Origin of the sequence: Streptomyces sp. NPDC088706 (assembly GCF_044752765.1) — a bacterium.
Classification (GTDB): Bacteria; Actinomycetota; Actinomycetes; order Streptomycetales; family Streptomycetaceae; genus Streptomyces.
Window position 1 is genome coordinate 1,253,192 of the sequence record NZ_JBIVLW010000001.1, and the last position, 16,724, is coordinate 1,269,915.

General features: G+C 75.5%; 2 protein-coding genes and 1 pseudogene. 2 read left to right on the forward strand and 1 reads right to left on the reverse strand.

Going from position 1 to position 16,724, the window contains the following annotated elements; translation table 11 throughout:
• Positions 1 to 22: 22 nt before the first annotated feature.
• Positions 23 to 400: an SgcJ/EcaC family oxidoreductase gene (locus ACIQAK_RS05625; protein WP_366390935.1), complete on the reverse strand. Its 378-nt coding sequence runs from the start codon at positions 398 to 400 to the stop codon at positions 23 to 25.
• 263 nt (positions 401 to 663) lie between these two features.
• Here ACIQAK_RS05625 and ACIQAK_RS05630 point away from each other — a divergent pair, with 263 nt between their 5' ends.
• Positions 664 to 14,616 carry an SDR family NAD(P)-dependent oxidoreductase gene (locus ACIQAK_RS05630; protein ID WP_366390934.1) on the forward strand — a complete coding sequence of 4,651 codons (13,953 nt, stop codon included), beginning with the start codon at positions 664 to 666 and terminating at the stop codon, positions 14,614 to 14,616.
• A 66-nt stretch (positions 14,617 to 14,682) separates the two neighbouring features.
• Positions 14,683 to 16,724, forward strand: a pseudogene (locus ACIQAK_RS05635) (type I polyketide synthase); the annotation flags it as partial.

Here is a 16,724-nt window from a genome sequence, read left to right on the forward strand (position 1 = left end):
CGGGCGTGGGTTTCCGGTCCGCTCAGCCCTCGCCGAACGGGTCGTCGATGGCGTAGCGCCAGACGTTGTCCTCACCCAGGCGCAGCACGTCCACCCCGACGCCCTTGAGGTGCTCGGGCTGGCCGTCCGCGTCGACGGTGTCGATCGTCCAGTCGACGATCAGCAGCGCGGTGTCGCCGGTGACGAAGGTGTGCCGGGGCACGGCCGTCATCTTCGGCTTGCTCTTGAGGAATTCACGCTGGTACGCGCGGCGGGCGTCGCCGGACAGCGCCTTGCCGGGCTCCCAGACGGCGACGGCGTCCTCCGTGTAGAAACTCTCCACTGTTTCGAAGTCGCCGGCGTTGAAAGCCTCCACATACGCAGCGGTGTGCTTTTCCACGTTGTCGGTCAGCTGTGACATGACGGGAGTCGACCTGCCTTCTCAATGATTTCGGCGTCGTGACCGTTCGGTTGACCCGACCCTATTGGGGGCCATTCAACTTGGCGTCCATGGACGGGTAATGCGCCGCTCTCCGCCACCAGGAGAGCGGAATTACCGTGCGGTGGGCGGGCGCTGAGATGCCGGAGAGCGCTTCCTGCCTACGATCCTCTGGCAGTTTCACGAAATGCTTTTGGCGGTCGGCCGGTCAGGTCTTCATCAGCTGGAAAGGGCAGTCGAGCGCGATGACGAATCAGAGTCATTTCCCCAGGGCCACGGAGCGCGGCGGGCACGAGGGGCCGATCGCGGTCGTCGGAGTCTCCTGCCGGCTTCCCGGGGCCGACGGTCCGGACGCCTTCTGGTCCCTGCTGAGCAGCGGCTCGGACGCCATCACCCCGGTGCCCGAGGGGCGCTGGGAGGCCGCGTCGGGGGCCGAGCCGCCCGCCGGTACCGAGCCGGGCATGCGACGCGGCGGGTTCCTCGACTCCGTCGACACGTTCGACGCCGCCTTCTTCGGCATCTCGCCGCGTGAGGCCGTCGCCATGGATCCGCAGCAGCGGCTGGTGCTGGAGCTGGCCTGGGAGGCCCTGGAGGACGCGGCCGTGCGGCCGGCCGAGCTGCGCGGCAGCCGTACCGCCGTGTTCGTGGGCACCCTGCGCGACGACTACGCGGCACTGCTCTACCAGTACGGTGACCGGGCCATCACCCAGCACAGCATGGCCGGGATCAACCGGGGCGTCATCGCCAACCGGGTCTCGTACCACCTCGGGCTGCACGGGCCGAGCCTGACGGTCGACTCCGCCCAGTCCTCGTCCCTGGTGGCGGTGCACCTGGCCTGCGAGTCGCTGCGCTCCGGCGAGTGCGACACGGCGATCGCGGCGGGCGTCAACCTCAACATCCTGGCCGAGGGCGCCGTCACCGAGGAGCGCTTCGGCGGGCTGTCACCGGACGGTACGACGTACGCCTTCGACGCCCGCGCCAACGGCTTCGTACGGGGTGAGGGCGGCGCGGTCGTGGTGCTCAAGCCGCTGGCGAAGGCGGTGGCGGACGGTGACCGGATCTACGGCGTCGTGCGGGGCAGCGCGGTCAACAACGACGGGGCGACCGCCGGGCTGACCGTCCCCGGCCAGAGCTCCCAGGAGCGGGTGCTGCGCGAGGCGTACGCGAAGGCGGGCGTCGACCCGGCGGCCGTGCAGTACGTCGAGCTGCACGGCACCGGCACCCCGGTGGGCGACCCCGTCGAGGCGGCCGCGCTGGGTGCGGTCCTGGGCGCCGGGCGCCCGGCCGGGGCTTTGCTGCGGGTCGGCTCGGCCAAGACCAACGTGGGCCACCTGGAGGGCGCGGCGGGCATCGTCGGGCTGCTCAAGGCGCTGCTGGCGCTGAGCCGCCGGCAGCTGCCCGCGAGCCTCAACTTCGCCTCGCCCAGCCCCCGCGTCCCGCTGGCGGAGCTGGGGCTCGACGTCCAGCGCGAGCTGACCGGGTGGCCGGCGCCGGAGCGGGAGCTCACCGCGGGCGTGTCCTCCTTCGGGATGGGCGGCACCAACGCGCACGTCGTGCTGGCCGAAGCCCCCGCCCGCCGGGTGGACGAACCGGCCGGCGCCCCGGCGGACCGCGCCGCCGGTCCCGTACCGCTGGTGGTCTCCGGCCGGTCCGGTCAGGCGCTGCGGGCCCAGGCCGGTGCGCTGCACTCCCTGCTCGCCCGGGAGGGGGCGCCGAAGACGGCCGACGTCGGCCGGTCGCTGGCCACCACCCGTACCGTGTTCGAGCACCGGGCGGTCGTCCTGACCGGCCCCGGGGAGGGCGCGGGCCCGGTCGACGCGCTGGCCGCGCTGGCCGGCGGGGCCGCTGCGGCGGACGTGGTGACCGGGGCTCCGGCCCCGGGGCGGCTCGCGTTCGTCTTCACCGGACAGGGCGCCCAGCGGACCGGCATGGGCCTGGAGCTGTACGCGGCCCACCCGGCGTTCGCCGCCGCGTTCGACGCGGTCGTCGCCGAGCTGGACCCGCTGCTGGACCGGCCGCTGCGTGCGGTGATCGCCTCCGGCGAGGGCCTTGACGAGACCGGCTTCACCCAGCCCGCGCTGTTCGCCGTCGAGGTGGCGCTGTACCGGCTGGTGGAGTCGTGGGGCGTGGTGCCCGAGCTGGTCGCCGGGCACTCCATCGGGGAGATCGCCGCCGCGCACGTGGCCGGCGTCCTCGACCTGGGGGACGCGGCCCGGCTGGTGGCGGCGCGTGGCCGGCTGATGCAGGAACTGCCCGCGGGCGGCGCGATGGTGGCGGTGGAGGCCACCGAGGCCGAGGTGCTGGCCGAGGTGGGTGAGGTGATCGCCTCGCTGCCCGGACTCACCGGGCGCGTGGGCATCGGCGCCGTCAACGGGCCGCGCTCGGTGGTGGTCTCCGGAGCCGAGGAGGCGGTGCTCGCCGTCGCCGACCGGCTGCGGGAGCGGGGCCGCAGGACCAAGCGGCTCCCCGTCTCGCACGCCTTCCACTCGCCGCTGATGGAGCCGGCGCTCGACGCGTTCCGCGCGGTCGTCGAAGGGCTCACCCTGCGCGCGCCGCGCATCGACGCGGTGTCGTCGGTGACCGGCGAGATGGTCACCGGCGCCTGGGCGGAGCCGGATTACTGGGTGGAGCAGATACGCCGCCCGGTGCGGTTCCTGGACACGGTCCGGGCCCTGGAGGACGCGGGCACGACCACCCTGTTCGAGCTCGGCCCGGACGGCGTCTGCTCGGCGATGGCGCAGGAGTGCCTGCGGGACGCGGGCGCCGTGGCCGCGGTGCCCGCACTGCGCCGGGGCCGCCCGGAGCCGCGCACCCTGCTCGCCGCGCTCGCCACGGTGTTCGTGCGCGGTGCGGACGTGGACTGGGCCGCCGTGCAGGAGGGCACCGGCGGCCGCCGCGTGCAGCTGCCGACGTACGCCTTCCAGCGCGAGCGGTACTGGATCTCGGGCACGGCCCGCACCGCCGGACCCGGCCGGGAGGCGGAACCGGCCCTCCCGCCGCGCTCCGGCGAGCCGGCGGGCGGGGCGGGGGGCGCCGATGTGGGCACGCTGGTCGGCTCGCTGGCAGCGGCCGTCCTGGAGTACGCGCCGGGGCGGCCGGTGCCACGGCACACCCCGTTCAAGGAGCTGGGCTTCGACTCGCTGATGTCGGTCGAGCTGCGCGGCAAGCTGTCCGAGGCCACCGGCCTGCGGCTGCCCACCGGGCTGCTCTTCGACCACCCGACGCCCGCCGCCCTCACCGCGCACATCGAGGCCGCCCTCACCGGCACGGACGCCGCGCCCCAGGCCGACGCGCCGGACCCCGGCGCGGCGGACGAGCCGATCGCCATCATCGGCATGGCCTGCCGCTACCCCGGCGGGGTCGCCTCGCCCGAGGACCTGTGGCGCCTGGTCGCCGACGGCACCGACGCCGTCTCCGGGTTCCCCACCGACCGGGGCTGGGACGGCGGCCTGTACGACGCCGACCCGGGCCGCAGCGGCCACAGCAGCGTGCGTGAGGGCGGGTTCCTCGCCGACACGGCCCTCTTCGACAACGCCTTCTTCGGCATCTCGCCGCGCGAGGCACTGGCGATGGACCCCCAGCAGCGGCTGCTCCTGGAGACCGCGTGGGAGGCGGTCGAGCGGGCCGGACTGGACGCGGACGCGCTGCGCGGCAGCCGTACGGGCGTCTTCGTCGGCGCCACCACCCTCGACTACGGGCCCCGCATGCAGGACGCCCCGGACAGCGTCGAGGGCCACCTGCTGACCGGCACCACCCCGAGCGTCATGTCCGGCCGGATCGCCTACCAGCTGGGGCTGGTGGGACCGGCGGTGACCGTGGACACGGCGTGCTCGTCGTCGCTCACCGCGCTGCACCTGGCGGTGCGCTCGCTGCGCTCCGGTGAGTCGTCCTTCGCCATCGCGGGCGGTGCGACGGTCATGTCATCGCCCGGCATGTTCGTGGAGTTCTCCCGCCAGCGCGGGCTGGCCGCCGACGGCCGGTCGAAGTCGTTCGCGGCCTCGGCCGACGGCACCTCGTGGGCCGAGGGCGTGGGGCTGCTCGTCGTCGAGCGGCTCTCCGACGCCCGCCGCAACGGCCACCGTGTCCTGGCTGTCGTCCGGGGCACCGCCGTCAACCAGGACGGCGCCAGCAACGGGCTCACCGCCCCCAACGGCCCCGCCCAGCAGCAGGTCATCCGGCAGGCGCTGGCCGACGCGGGCCTGGCGACGGCGGACGTGGACGCGGTGGAGGCGCACGGCACCGGCACGAAGCTGGGCGACCCCATCGAGGCCGAGGCACTGCTCGCGACGTACGGGCAAGGCCGTGGGGAGCGCGCCCCGGTGCTGCTCGGCTCGCTGAAGTCCAACATCGGGCACGCCCAGGCCGCCGCCGGCGTCGGCGGCGTCATCAAGATGGTGCAGGCCATGCGGCACGGGGTGCTGCCCCGGACGCTGCACGTGGACGAGCCGACCCCGATGGCGGACTGGGAGTCGGGGGCCGTGGAGCTCCTCACCGAGCCCGTCGCGTGGCCGCGGACCGGCCGGCCGCGCCGCGCCGCCGTGTCGTCCTTCGGCATCAGCGGCACCAACGCCCACGTGGTGCTGGAGCAGGCCGCCGAGGAGGATGCGCCGGTGCCGGCGGCCGGCCCGCGGGGGGCCGGGCGGGACGCCTCCGGTACGTCCGCGCCGGCCGGGGCGGCGCAGGGCGCGCCCGCGCCGTGGCTGCTCTCCGCCCACGACGGGGCGGCGCTGCGCGAACAGGCCGCCCGAATCCTGGAGTTCGCCGGCAACGACGTCACCGATCCGGCCGACATCGGCTTCTCCCTGGCCGCCGACCGCACCGCGCTCCCCCACCGGGCGGCCGTCGTCGCCGCCACCCGGGACGAGCTGCTGGCCGGGCTCAGCGCGCTCGCCGGGGGCCGGGAGGCCGACGCGGTGGTCACCGGCAGCGCGGCCCACGCGGGCCGGACCGCCTTCCTGTTCACCGGGCAGGGCGCCCAGCGGGCCGGGATGGGGCGCGAGCTGTACGCGGCGCACCCGGTGTTCGCCCGGGCCCTCGACGAGGTCTGCGCCGCACTGGACGCGCACCTCGAACGCCCCCTGCTCCAGGTGATGTTCGCGGACGAGGACGAGAGCGCGGACGCCGGAGCGGATGTCTCGCCGCTGCACCGCACCGCGTACACCCAGCCCGCCCTGTTCGCGTTCGAGGTCGCCCTGTTCCGACTCGCCGAACACCACGGGCTGACCCCCGACCTGCTCGCCGGGCACTCCATCGGTGAGCTGGCCGCCGCCCACTGCGCGGGGGTCCTGTCGCTGGCGGACGCGGCGCGCCTGGTGGCCACCCGGGGCCGGCTCATGGAGTCGGCGCGCACGGGCGGCGCGATGATCGCCCTGGAGGCCGAGGAGTCCGAACTCACCGAGCTGATGGCCAAGTTCGACGGCCGGCTCTCGGTGGCGGCCGTCAACGGACCGGCCTCGGTGGTCGTCTCCGGCGACCGGGACGCCGCCGAGGCGGTCGCGGAGCACCTGCGGACGCGCGGCCGGCGCACCCGGCGCCTCCAGGTCAGCCACGCCTTCCACTCGCCGCACATGGACGACGTACTGGCCGAGTTCCGGTCCGTCGCCACCGGGCTCACCTTCCACGAGCCCACCGTCCCCATCGTCTCGACGGTCACCGGCCGCATCGCCACCACCGCCGAACTGACCTCCCCCGACTACTGGACGGGCCAGATCCGCGGGACCGTGCGCTTCCTCGACGCGGTCCGGGAGCTGGAGGCGCACGGCGCCACCGTCTACGTCGAGCTCGGCCCCGACGCGGTCCTCGCACCGCTCACCCGCTCCGGCGTCACCGGCGACGCGGCGTCCGCCGTGGCCCTGCTGCGCGCCGGTCACCCCGAGACGGCGACGCTGGCCCTGGGGCTGGCCACCGCCCGGGTCCACGGGGCGCCCCTGGACGGGGCCTCGTTCTTCCCCGGCGGACACTCCGTCGACCTGCCGACGTACCCCTTCCAGCGCGAGCACTACTGGCTGGCACCCCAGGCCCCGGGCGACGCACGGTCGTTCGGTCTGGCACCGGCCGAGCACCCGATGCTGTCCACCGCCGTGGACCTGGCGGGCCGCGAGGACCTGGTGCTCAGCGGCGCCCTGTCCACCGCCACCCACCCGTGGCTGGCGGACCACGCCGTCGGCGGCGGGGTGCTGGTGCCCGCGACCGCCTTCGTCGAGCTGGCCCTGGCCGCCGGCGGGCGCGTCGGCAGCGACCGGATCGGCGATCTCACGCTGGAGGCGCCGCTGCCGCTGCCCGCCGACGCGGCGGTCCGCGTGCAGGTGGCGGTCGGCCCGCCGGCGGCCGACGGCAGCCGCCCGTTCGGCGTGCACGCCAGACCCGGCCACGCGGCCGCCGACGACGAGCCGTGGGTGCGCCATGTCTCCGGTGTCCTCGGCGGCCCCGGCGGCGCCCTCGCCGACGAGCTGCGGCAGTGGCCGCCGGCCGGTGCGGTGGCCGAGCCGCTGGACGCCGCCTACGAGCGGCTCGCGGACCTCGGTTACGCCTACGGTCCCGCCTTCCGGGGCCTGACGAAGCTGTGGCGGTCCGGCGAGGACCTGTTCGCCGAGGTCCGGCTGCCCGCCGAACAGCACGCGCACGCCGACCGGTTCGGCCTGCACCCGGCGCTCTTCGACGCCGTGCTGCATCCCCTGGTCCTGCACGCGGCCGATGCCGCGGGCGACGGAGCGGTGCGGCTGCCGTTCGCCTGGACGGGCGTCCAGCTGTACGCGACGGGGGCGACGGAGCTGCGGGTGCGGGTCTCCCCGACGGGACCCGACACCTTCGCGCTGACCCTCGCCGACACCACCGGTGCGGCCGTGGCCTCGGTGGAGTCGCTGGTGCTGCGGTCGGTGCCGAGGTCCGGCCTCACGGGCGCCGCCCGGGGCGGTGGTGAGCATCTGTACGCGGTGGAGTGGACGGCCCTGCCCGCCTCCGCCCCGGCCGGAGCCGCCTCCGTGCTGGAGGTGCGGGAGGGTGCGCTTCCCGGCCCGGAGGCGCCGGAGGGCGTCGACGCCCTCGTCCTGCCCGTCTCGGCGCACGGCGAGGCGGACGACGGGGTGGCCCACGGGGTTGACGACGGGGCGGACGACGAGGCGGACGACGACCCGGTGCGCACGGCGCACCGTACCGCCGCGTACGTCCTGGACGTGGTGCAGCGGTTCCTGGCCGACGAGCGGTACGCCGATGTGCGGCTGGCCGTGGTCACCCGGGGCGCGGTGGCGGTCCGGGACGGCGAGGAGATCACCGGGCTGGCCGACACTCCGGTGTGGGGCCTGGTCCGCGCCGTACAGGCCGAGCACCCCGGCCGGCTGGTCCTGGCCGACGTGGGCGGCCCCGATGACCTGTCCGCCCTGCCCGCCGCCCTGGCCACCGACGAACCGCAGCTCGCCCTGCGGGACGGCACGCTGATGGCGCCCCGACTGGTGCGCGCCGCGCTCTCCCCCGTGGGCGGGCCGGCCGGCGACCCCGCGGCCGGGCCGGCTGGGGCCCCCGCGCTCGACCCGGACGGGACGGTCCTGATCACCGGCGGTACCGGCGGGCTCGGCGCGCTCTTCGCCCGCCACCTCGTCACCGACCACGGCGTACGCCACCTGCTGCTGGCCAGCCGCAGCGGTGAGCGCGCCGCCGGTGTGCCCGCCCTGCGCACCGCTCTCGAAGGTCTGGGCGCCACGGTCACGGTCGCCGCCTGCGATGTGGCCGACCGCGACCAGGTCGCCGCACTGCTGGGCTCCGTACCGGCGGAGCACCCGCTGACCGGGATCGTCCACACGGCGGGCCTGCTCGACGACGCCACCGTGGAGGCACTGACCCCCGAGCGCCTGGCCGGCGTCCTGCGGCCCAAGGCCGACGCGGCCTGGCACCTGCACGAGCTCACCCGCGACCTGGACCTCGCCGCGTTCGTCCTGTTCTCGTCCGTCTCCGGCCTCACCGGCACCGCCGGGCAGGCCAACTACGCGGCGGCCAACACCTTCCTGGACGCCCTGGCCGCCCACCGCCGCGCACGCGGTCTGGCCGCCACCTCACTGGCCTGGGGCCTGTGGGACGCCACCCACGGCATGGGCTCCGCCCTCGGCGAGGCCGACCTCGCCCGGTGGCGCCGGGCCGGTATCCGGCCGCTCACCCCGGAGCAGGGACTCGCGCTGTTCGACCGCGCGCTGCTGGACGGGCAGCCGCTGCGGGTGCCCGTGGCGTTCGACCTGGCAGCGCTGCGCGCCCGCACCGAGCCGCCCACCGCTCTGCTGCGCGGCCTCGTCAAGACCGCCCCGCGCCGGGCCGCCGCGCAGGCCTCCGGGGACGGCGGGTGGACGGGGCACACCGCCGCGCTCCCCGCCGACGAGCGCGCGGACGCGGTCCTGGCCCTGGTGCGGGAGACGGTGGCCGGCGTCCTCGGCCACGCCGACGCGACGGCGCTCGACCCGCGCCGCGCCTTCAACGAGACGGGGTTCGACTCGCTGGCCGGGGTCGAGCTGCGCAACCGGCTGAACACCGCGACCGGCATCCGGCTGCCCGCCACCGTCGTCTTCGACCACCCGTCGCCGCAGGCGCTGGCGGAGCACCTCCTCACCCTCGTCGTGCCCGCGGACCCCGCGCCCTCGGGGGCCGCTCCCACCCCGGCGGGGCGCGCCGCCGCCCTGGACGAGCCGATCGCCATCGTCGGCATGGCCTGCCGCTACCCCGGCGGGGTCGCCTCGCCCGAGGACCTGTGGCGGCTGGTCGCCGACGAGACCGACGCGATCAGCGAGTTCCCGGTCAACCGGGGCTGGGACCTGGAGCGGCTGTACGACCCGGACCCGGAGCACACCGGGACCTCGTACGTCCGCCACGGCGGATTCCTGCACGAGGCCGACCAGTTCGACCGGGAGTTCTTCGGCATCTCGCCGCGCGAGGCCACCGCGACCGACCCGCAGCACCGGCTGCTGCTGGAGACGGCGTGGGAGACGATGGAGAGCGCCGGGCTCGACCCGGCCGGCCTGCGCGGCTCGCGCACCGGGGTGTTCACCGGCGCGATGTACGACGACTACGTCTCCCGGCTGACGAGCTCCCCCGAGGAGTACGAGGGCTTCCTGCTCGCGGGCAACCTCTCCAGCGTGGTGTCGGGCCGGCTGTCGTACACGTACGGCTTCGAAGGCCCGGCGGTCACCGTGGACACGGCCTGCTCCTCGTCCCTGGTCGCCCTGCACCTGGCCGCCAACGCCCTGCGCAACGGCGAATGCGACCTGGCCCTGGCGGGCGGGGTCACCGTGATGGCGGGTCCGAGCGTCTTCGTGGAGTTCTCGCGTCAGCGCGGGCTGGCGGCGGACGGCCGCTGCCGCTCCTTCGCCGCCGACGCCGACGGCACCGGCTGGTCCGAGGGCGTCGGACTGCTCCTCGTGGAACGGCTGTCCGACGCGAAGAGGAACGGCCACCAGGTGCTGGCCGTGCTGCGCGGCAGCGCCGTGAACCAGGACGGCGCCAGCAACGGGCTGACCGCCCCCAACGGCCCCTCCCAGGAACGCGTCATCCGGCAGGCCCTGGCCGCCGCGGGCCTGGCACCGGCGGATGTGGACGCGGTGGAGGCGCACGGCACCGGTACGAAGCTGGGCGACCCGATCGAGGCGCAGGCGCTGCTGGCCACGTACGGCCAGGACCGCCCGGCCGGACAACCCCTGCTGCTCGGCTCGCTGAAGTCCAACATCGGCCACGCCCAGGCCGCCGCCGGAGTCGGCGGCGTCATCAAGATGGTGCAGGCCATGCGGCACGGCACGCTGCCCCGGACCCTGCACCTGGACGAGCCGACCCCGATGGTCGACTGGGAGTCCGGAGCCGTGGAGCTGCTCACCGAGCGGACCACCTGGCCCGAGACGGGCTGCCCGCGCCGGGCGGGGGTGTCGTCCTTCGGTATCAGCGGCACCAACGCCCACGTCATCATCGAGCAGGGCCCCGAGGCTCCCGAGCCCGTGCCCGCCGAGCCCGGACCCGCCGGGTCGCCGGAGCCGGGCGCGGTGCCGTGGCTGGTCTCGGCGCGTGGCGAGGACGCCCTGCGCGCCCAGGCGGGGCGGCTGCGCGACCACCTGGCCGAGCGGCCCGGCCTGAGCGTCGCGGATGTCGGCCTCTCGCTGGCCACCACCCGCGCCGTGCACAGCCACACGGCCGCCGTCGTCGGCTCCGGCCGCGGCGAACTGCTGGACGCACTCGGCGCGTTGAGCCGGGGCGAGCCGTCGCCCGCCGTGGTACGCGGCCCGGGCTCCCGGGTTCACCGGGGCCGGACGGCGTTCCTCCTCACCGGGCAGGGCGCGCAGCGGCTCGGCATGGGCCGTGAGTTGTACGCGGCGTCCCCGGTCTTCGCGGCCGCCCTCGACGCGGTCTGCGAGCATCTGGACCGGGAGCTGGTACGCCCGCTCAAGCAGGTGCTGTTCGCCCCCGAGGGGTCGGCGGACTCGGCGCTGATCGACCAGACGGCGTTCACGCAGGCGGCGCTGTTCGCGGTGGAGACCGCGCTGTTCCGGCTGGCCGAACACCACGGCCTGACCCCCGACTTCCTGCTCGGCCACTCCATCGGCGAGGTGACCGCCGCCCACCTGGCGGGGGTCCTGGACCTGCCGGACGCCTGTGTTCTGGTCGCCGAGCGCGGCCGGCTCATGCAGGCCGCCCGGGAGGGCGGTGCGATGGCCGCCGTCGAGGCCGCCGAGGACGAGGTGCGGGCCACGCTCACCCCGTACGGCGACACGGTGGCCGTCGCCGGGGTCAACGGCCCGCGCTCCACCGTGGTCTCGGGTGACGCACCGGTGGTCGACGAGGTGATGGCGCTCTGGCGGTCCCGGGGCAGCCGGGTCAAGCGGCTCCCGGTCAGCCACGCGTTCCACTCCCCGCACATGGAGGAGATCCTCGAGGAGTTCCGCCAGGTCGCCGGGGGGCTGACCTTCCACGCGCCGCGCATCCCCGTCGTCTCCAACGTCACCGGGGTGCTGGGCACCGCCGAGGACCTCGCGTCGCCGGAGTACTGGGCGCGGCACATCCGGGAGGCGGTCCGGTTCATGGACGGCGTACGGCATCTCGCGGAGCGGGGTGTCACGGAGTGGCTGGAGCTGGGTCCGGACGGCGTGCTGAGCGCGCTGGTACGCGAGTGCCTCGACGAGGAGCGGACCGGGGCACTCGTCCCGGCGCTGCGCCGGGGCCGCCCCGAGGAAGCGGTGTTCACCTCGGCCCTCGCCCAACTGGCCCTGCGCGGTGCGCCGGTGCGCTGGGAGACGGTGTTCCCGGGCGCCCGGCGGGTCGATCTGCCGGGTTACGCCTTCCAGCACCGGCGGTACTGGCTGGACGCCCCGGCCACCGTGGGCGACGCGGCCGGGTTCGGCCTGGCCGCCGCCGGCCATCCGCTGCTGGGTGCCTCGGTCGCCCTGGCCGACCGGGACGAGCACGTCCTGACCGGCCGCCTCTCGCTCCACAGCCACCCGTGGCTGTCCGCGCACGCCGTCGCGGGCACCGTGCTGGTGCCCGCGACCGGGCTGCTCGAACTGGCGCTGCGGGCGGCGGAGCAGACCGGCGCCCCGGGGGTGGAGGAGCTGACCCTCGCCGCACCGCTGGTGCTGGCCGGACCCGGCGGCGTACAGCTCCAGGTGTCGGTGTCGGCCCCGGAGGCCGACGGCGGCCGTGCGGTCCGGGTGCACTCGCGGCCCGACGGCGGCGCGGACGACGAGCCGTGGACCCTGCACGCGCACGGCCGGCTCACCGCCGGTGACGCGCGCGGGGAAGGGGGCGGGGACGGCCGCGACCTGACGCGGTGGCCACCGCCCGGTGCCGTCGAGCGGGACCTGACCGGGGTGTACGACCGGCTCGCGGCGGTGGAGTACGCGTACGGCACGGCGTTCCAGAACCTGCGCCGGCTGTGGACCGGACCGGCGGGTGAGCTGTACGCCGAGGTCGCGCTGGGCGAGGAACTGCGGGGCGGGGCGACCCGGTTCACCCTGCACCCGGCCCTGCTGGACGCGGCGCTGCACCCGCTGCTGCCGGGGGTCGCGGCCGAGGACGGACGCCCCTGGCTGCCGTTCTCCTGGTCGGGGGTCACGGTCCACGCGACCGGCCCGGCGAGCCTGCGGGTACGGCTGACGCCGGCCCCGGAGGGCGATGCCGACTCACCGGTGTACGCCCTCACGGTGGCGGACGGCACCGGTGCGCCGGTGGCCTCCGTCGACGCGCTCACGCTGCGGCCGCTGTCGGTGGAGGCGGTACGGGCGGCGGGCGGCGGGAGTGCGGACGGCCTGCTCCGGGTCGACTGGTCCCCGCTCGCACCGGCGGCCGGGACCGGCGACGCCTCGGCCTGGGCCGTCATCGGCGCGGCGGACACCCTGCGGGACGCCGGGGGCCCGTCGTACCCCTCGCTGGGCGACCTCGGCGGTGCGCTCGACGCGGGTGCCGCGCTGCCGCCCGTCGTGGTGCTGCCGCTGCACGCGGCGGGCGCTCCCGCCGAGGGGGCGGCGGTGCCGGAGGCGGCCCGCGCCGCGCTGCACCAAGTCCTGGCCGCGGTCCAGGAGTGGCTGGGCGACGACCGGTTCGCCGGGGCGCGGCTCGCCGTGGTGACCCGGGGCGCCGTCGCCACGGCCGCCGGGCAGGGCACGGACCTGGTGCACGCGCCGGTCTGGGGCCTGCTGCGGTCCGCGCAGACGGAGAGCCCGGACCGGATCGTCCTCGTCGACCTGGACGGGGACCATCACAGCGGCGGGCAGGACCGGGACGACCGGGCGGACGAGGCACGCCTCCTGGCCCGGGCGCTGGACAGCGGCGAGCCCCAACTGGCCGCGCGCGCCGGGGAGCTGCTCGTACCGAGTCTGGCCCGCACCGGCCCGCCGCAGGACGGCTCCGCCGCCCCCGGCTGGGGCGACGGCACGGTCCTGGTGACCGGCGCCACCGGCGCGCTCGGCACGGTCCTGGCCCGGCACCTGGTGCGGCAGCACGGCGTACGCCATCTGCTGCTGGTGAGCAGGCGCGGTGCGGCGGCCCCCGGGTCGGCCGAGCTGCGTGCCGAGCTGGCCGGGCTGGGCGCCGAGGTGACGGTCGCCGCGTGCGACGTGGCCGACCGCGACCAGGTCGCCGCGCTGCTGGGCACCGTACCGGCGGAGCACCCGCTGACCGGGGTCGTCCACACCGCGGGCGTCCTGGACGACACCACGGTCGCCTCGCTCACCCCCGAGCGGCTGGACGCCGTCCTGCGGCCGAAGACCGACGCCGCCTGGCACCTGCACGAGCTCACCCGCGACCTGGACCTGTCGGCGTTCGTGCTGTACTCCTCCGTCGCCGGGCTGCTCGGCACGGCGGGGCAGGCGAACTACGCGGCGGGCAACACCTTCCTGGACGCCCTGGCCGCCCACCGCCGCGCGCTCGGCCTGGCCGGCACCTCGCTGGCCTGGGGCCTGTGGGCGGAGGCCAGCGCGCTCAGCGGCCACCTCTCCGACGCCGACCTGCGCCGGCTGGCCCGCTCCGGGCTGCGCCCGCTGACGACCGACGACGCCATGGCGCTGTTCGACGCGGCCCCCGGCACCGGCGAGGCGCTCCTCGCGGTCACCCGGCTGGACACCGCCGCCCTGCGGGCCTCCGGCGAGCTGCCGCCGGCCCTGCTGCGCGGCCTGGTCCGTACGGCCCCCAAGCGCGCGGCGAGCGCGTCGGCGGGCAACGGCTCCGGCCCCGGTCTGGCCGAACGGCTGGCCGCGGCGCGGCCGGCCGAACGGGAGGCCATGCTCACCGACCTGGTGCGCGGCCGGGTCGCCGCGGTGCTCGGCCACCCGGACCCGACGGAGATCGCCCCCGGGCGCGCCCTCCAGGAGCTGGGCTTCGACTCGCTGACCGCCGTCGAGCTGCGCAACCAGCTGGCCGCGGAGACCGGACTGCGGCTGCCCACCACGCTCGCCTTCGACCAGCCGACCCCAGGGGCGCTCGCGACGTATCTGCGGGAGCGGCTGGCGGTCGACGAGATGACGGCGGACGAACCGCTGCTGGCCGAACTGGCCCGGCTGCGGCCCGCTGTCGAGGCGGCGGCGGAGGACGCCGACGCCCACGGCCGGATCGTCGCGCGGCTGCGGGAACTGCTGGACGCCGCCGAAGCGGTGGGCCGGTCGGCCCCCGCCGGGGCGGAGACCGAGGACGACCTCGACACCGCCACCGATGAGGAACTCTTCGCCCTGCTCGACGAACTCGAATGACCCGCCGCTCCATCCGGGCGCACACCAGAGGCAACCAACCGATGAGATACAGGAGTTGAGAGAACCATGGCGGGCGAGGACAAACTCCGCGACTACCTCAAGAAGGCGATCGCGGACGCACGTGACGCGCGCAGGCAGCTGCGCGAGGCCGAGGACCGGCAGCACGAGCCGATCGCGATCGTGGGCATGGCGTGCCGTTACCCGGGCGGGGTGACCTCACCCGAGGAGCTGTGGCGCCTGGTGGCCGAGGGCACCGACGCCATCAGCGAGTTCCCGGTCAACCGGGGCTGGGACACGGAGGGCCTGTACGACCCCGATCCGGACCGGGCCGGGACCTCGTACGGCCGCGAGGGCGGCTTCCTGCACGACGCCGACGCGTTCGACGCCGAGTTCTTCGGCATGTCACCGCGTGAGGCCCTGGCCGCAGACCCGCAGCAGCGGCTGCTGCTCCAGACGGTGTGGGAGACGCTGGAGAGCGCCGGGCTCGACCCGGCCGGCCTGCGCGGCTCGCGCACCGGGGTGTTCACGGGCGTGATGTACAACGACTACGGTTCCCGGCCGCACCTGCCGGCCGAGGGCTTCGAGGGGTATCTGTTCAGCGGCAGCGCGGGCAGCATCGCCTCGGGCCGGCTGTCGTACACGTACGGCTTCGAAGGCCCGGCGGTCACCGTGGACACGGCCTGCTCCTCGTCCCTGGTCGCCCTGCACCTGGCCGCCAACGCCCTGCGCAACGGCGAATGCGACCTCGCGCTGGCGGGCGGCGCCACGGTGATGTCGACGCCGGTCGCCTTCGTGGAGTTCTCCCGGCTGCGCGGGCTGGCGGCGGACGGCCGCTGCCGCTCCTTCGCCGCCGACGCCGACGGCACCGGCTGGTCGGAGGGCGTCGGACTGCTCCTCGTGGAACGGCTCTCGGACGCGCGGAAGAACGGCCACCAGGTGCTGGCCGTGCTGCGCGGCAGCGCCGTCAACCAGGACGGCGCCAGCAACGGGCTGACCGCCCCCAACGGCCCCTCCCAGGAACGCGTCATCCGGCAGGCGCTGGCCGACGCCCGGCTCACCCCCGCGGACATCGACGCCGTCGAGGCCCACGGCACCGGTACGAAGCTGGGCGACCCGATCGAGGCGCAGGCGCTGCTGGCCACGTACGGGCAGGACCGCCCGGACGGACAACCCCTGCTGCTCGGCTCGCTGAAGTCCAACATCGGGCACGCCCAGGCCGCCGCCGGAGTCGGCGGCGTCATCAAGATGGTGCAGGCGATGCGGCACGGGGTCCTGCCCAAGTCCCTGTACGCCGACGACCCGACGCCGATGGTCGACTGGGAGTCCGGGGCCGTGCGGCTGCTCACCGAGCGGACCGCCTGGCCGGAGACGGGCCGTCCGCGCCGGGCGGGGGTGTCGTCCTTCGGCTTCGGTGGCACGAACGCGCACGTGATCGTGGAGGAGCCGCCGGCCGGGGCGGAGGCCGAGACCGGGACCACCGCGGCAGACACCGGAACCACCGCACCGGACACCGGCACCGTCCGGCCGGCCGGCGCCGTCCCCTGGCTGCTCTCCGGCAAGACACCACAAGCCCTCACCGAACAGGCCCGCCGGCTCCTGACACACCTCGAAGCACACCCGGACCACACCCCCCTCGACACCGCCTACTCCCTCGCCACCACCCGCACCGCCCTGGACCACCGCACCACCATCACCGGCACCACCCGCGAAGAACTCCTCACCAAACTCACCAAACTCACCGAACTCACCAAACCCACAGAACCCACCGAACTCACCAAACCCACAGAACCCACCGGAACCCCCTCCACCACCTCAACCCCCACCACCGGAAAACTCGCCTTCCTCTTCACCGGCCAAGGCGCCCAACGCATCAACATGGGCAACGAACTCGCCGCCACCTACCCCGCATTCGACCACCACCTCACCACCATCTGCGCCCACTTCGACCCCCACCTCGAACAACCCCTCCGCCACACCATCACCACCGGCAACAAACTCAACGACACCCAATACACCCAACCCGCACTCTTCGCCATCGAAGTCGCCCTCTACCGCCTCCTCCAAACCTGGGGAATCACCCCCGACTACCTCGCCGGACACTCCATCGG

Excerpts from the sequence above, each read along its gene's own strand:
- ACIQAK_RS05625 (WP_366390935.1), bottom strand. The coding sequence starts at position 400 with ATGTCACAGCTGACCGACAACGTGGAAAAGCACACCGCTGCGTATGTG.
- ACIQAK_RS05630 (WP_366390934.1), top strand. The coding sequence starts at position 664 with ATGACGAATCAGAGTCATTTCCCCAGGGCCACGGAGCGCGGCGGGCAC.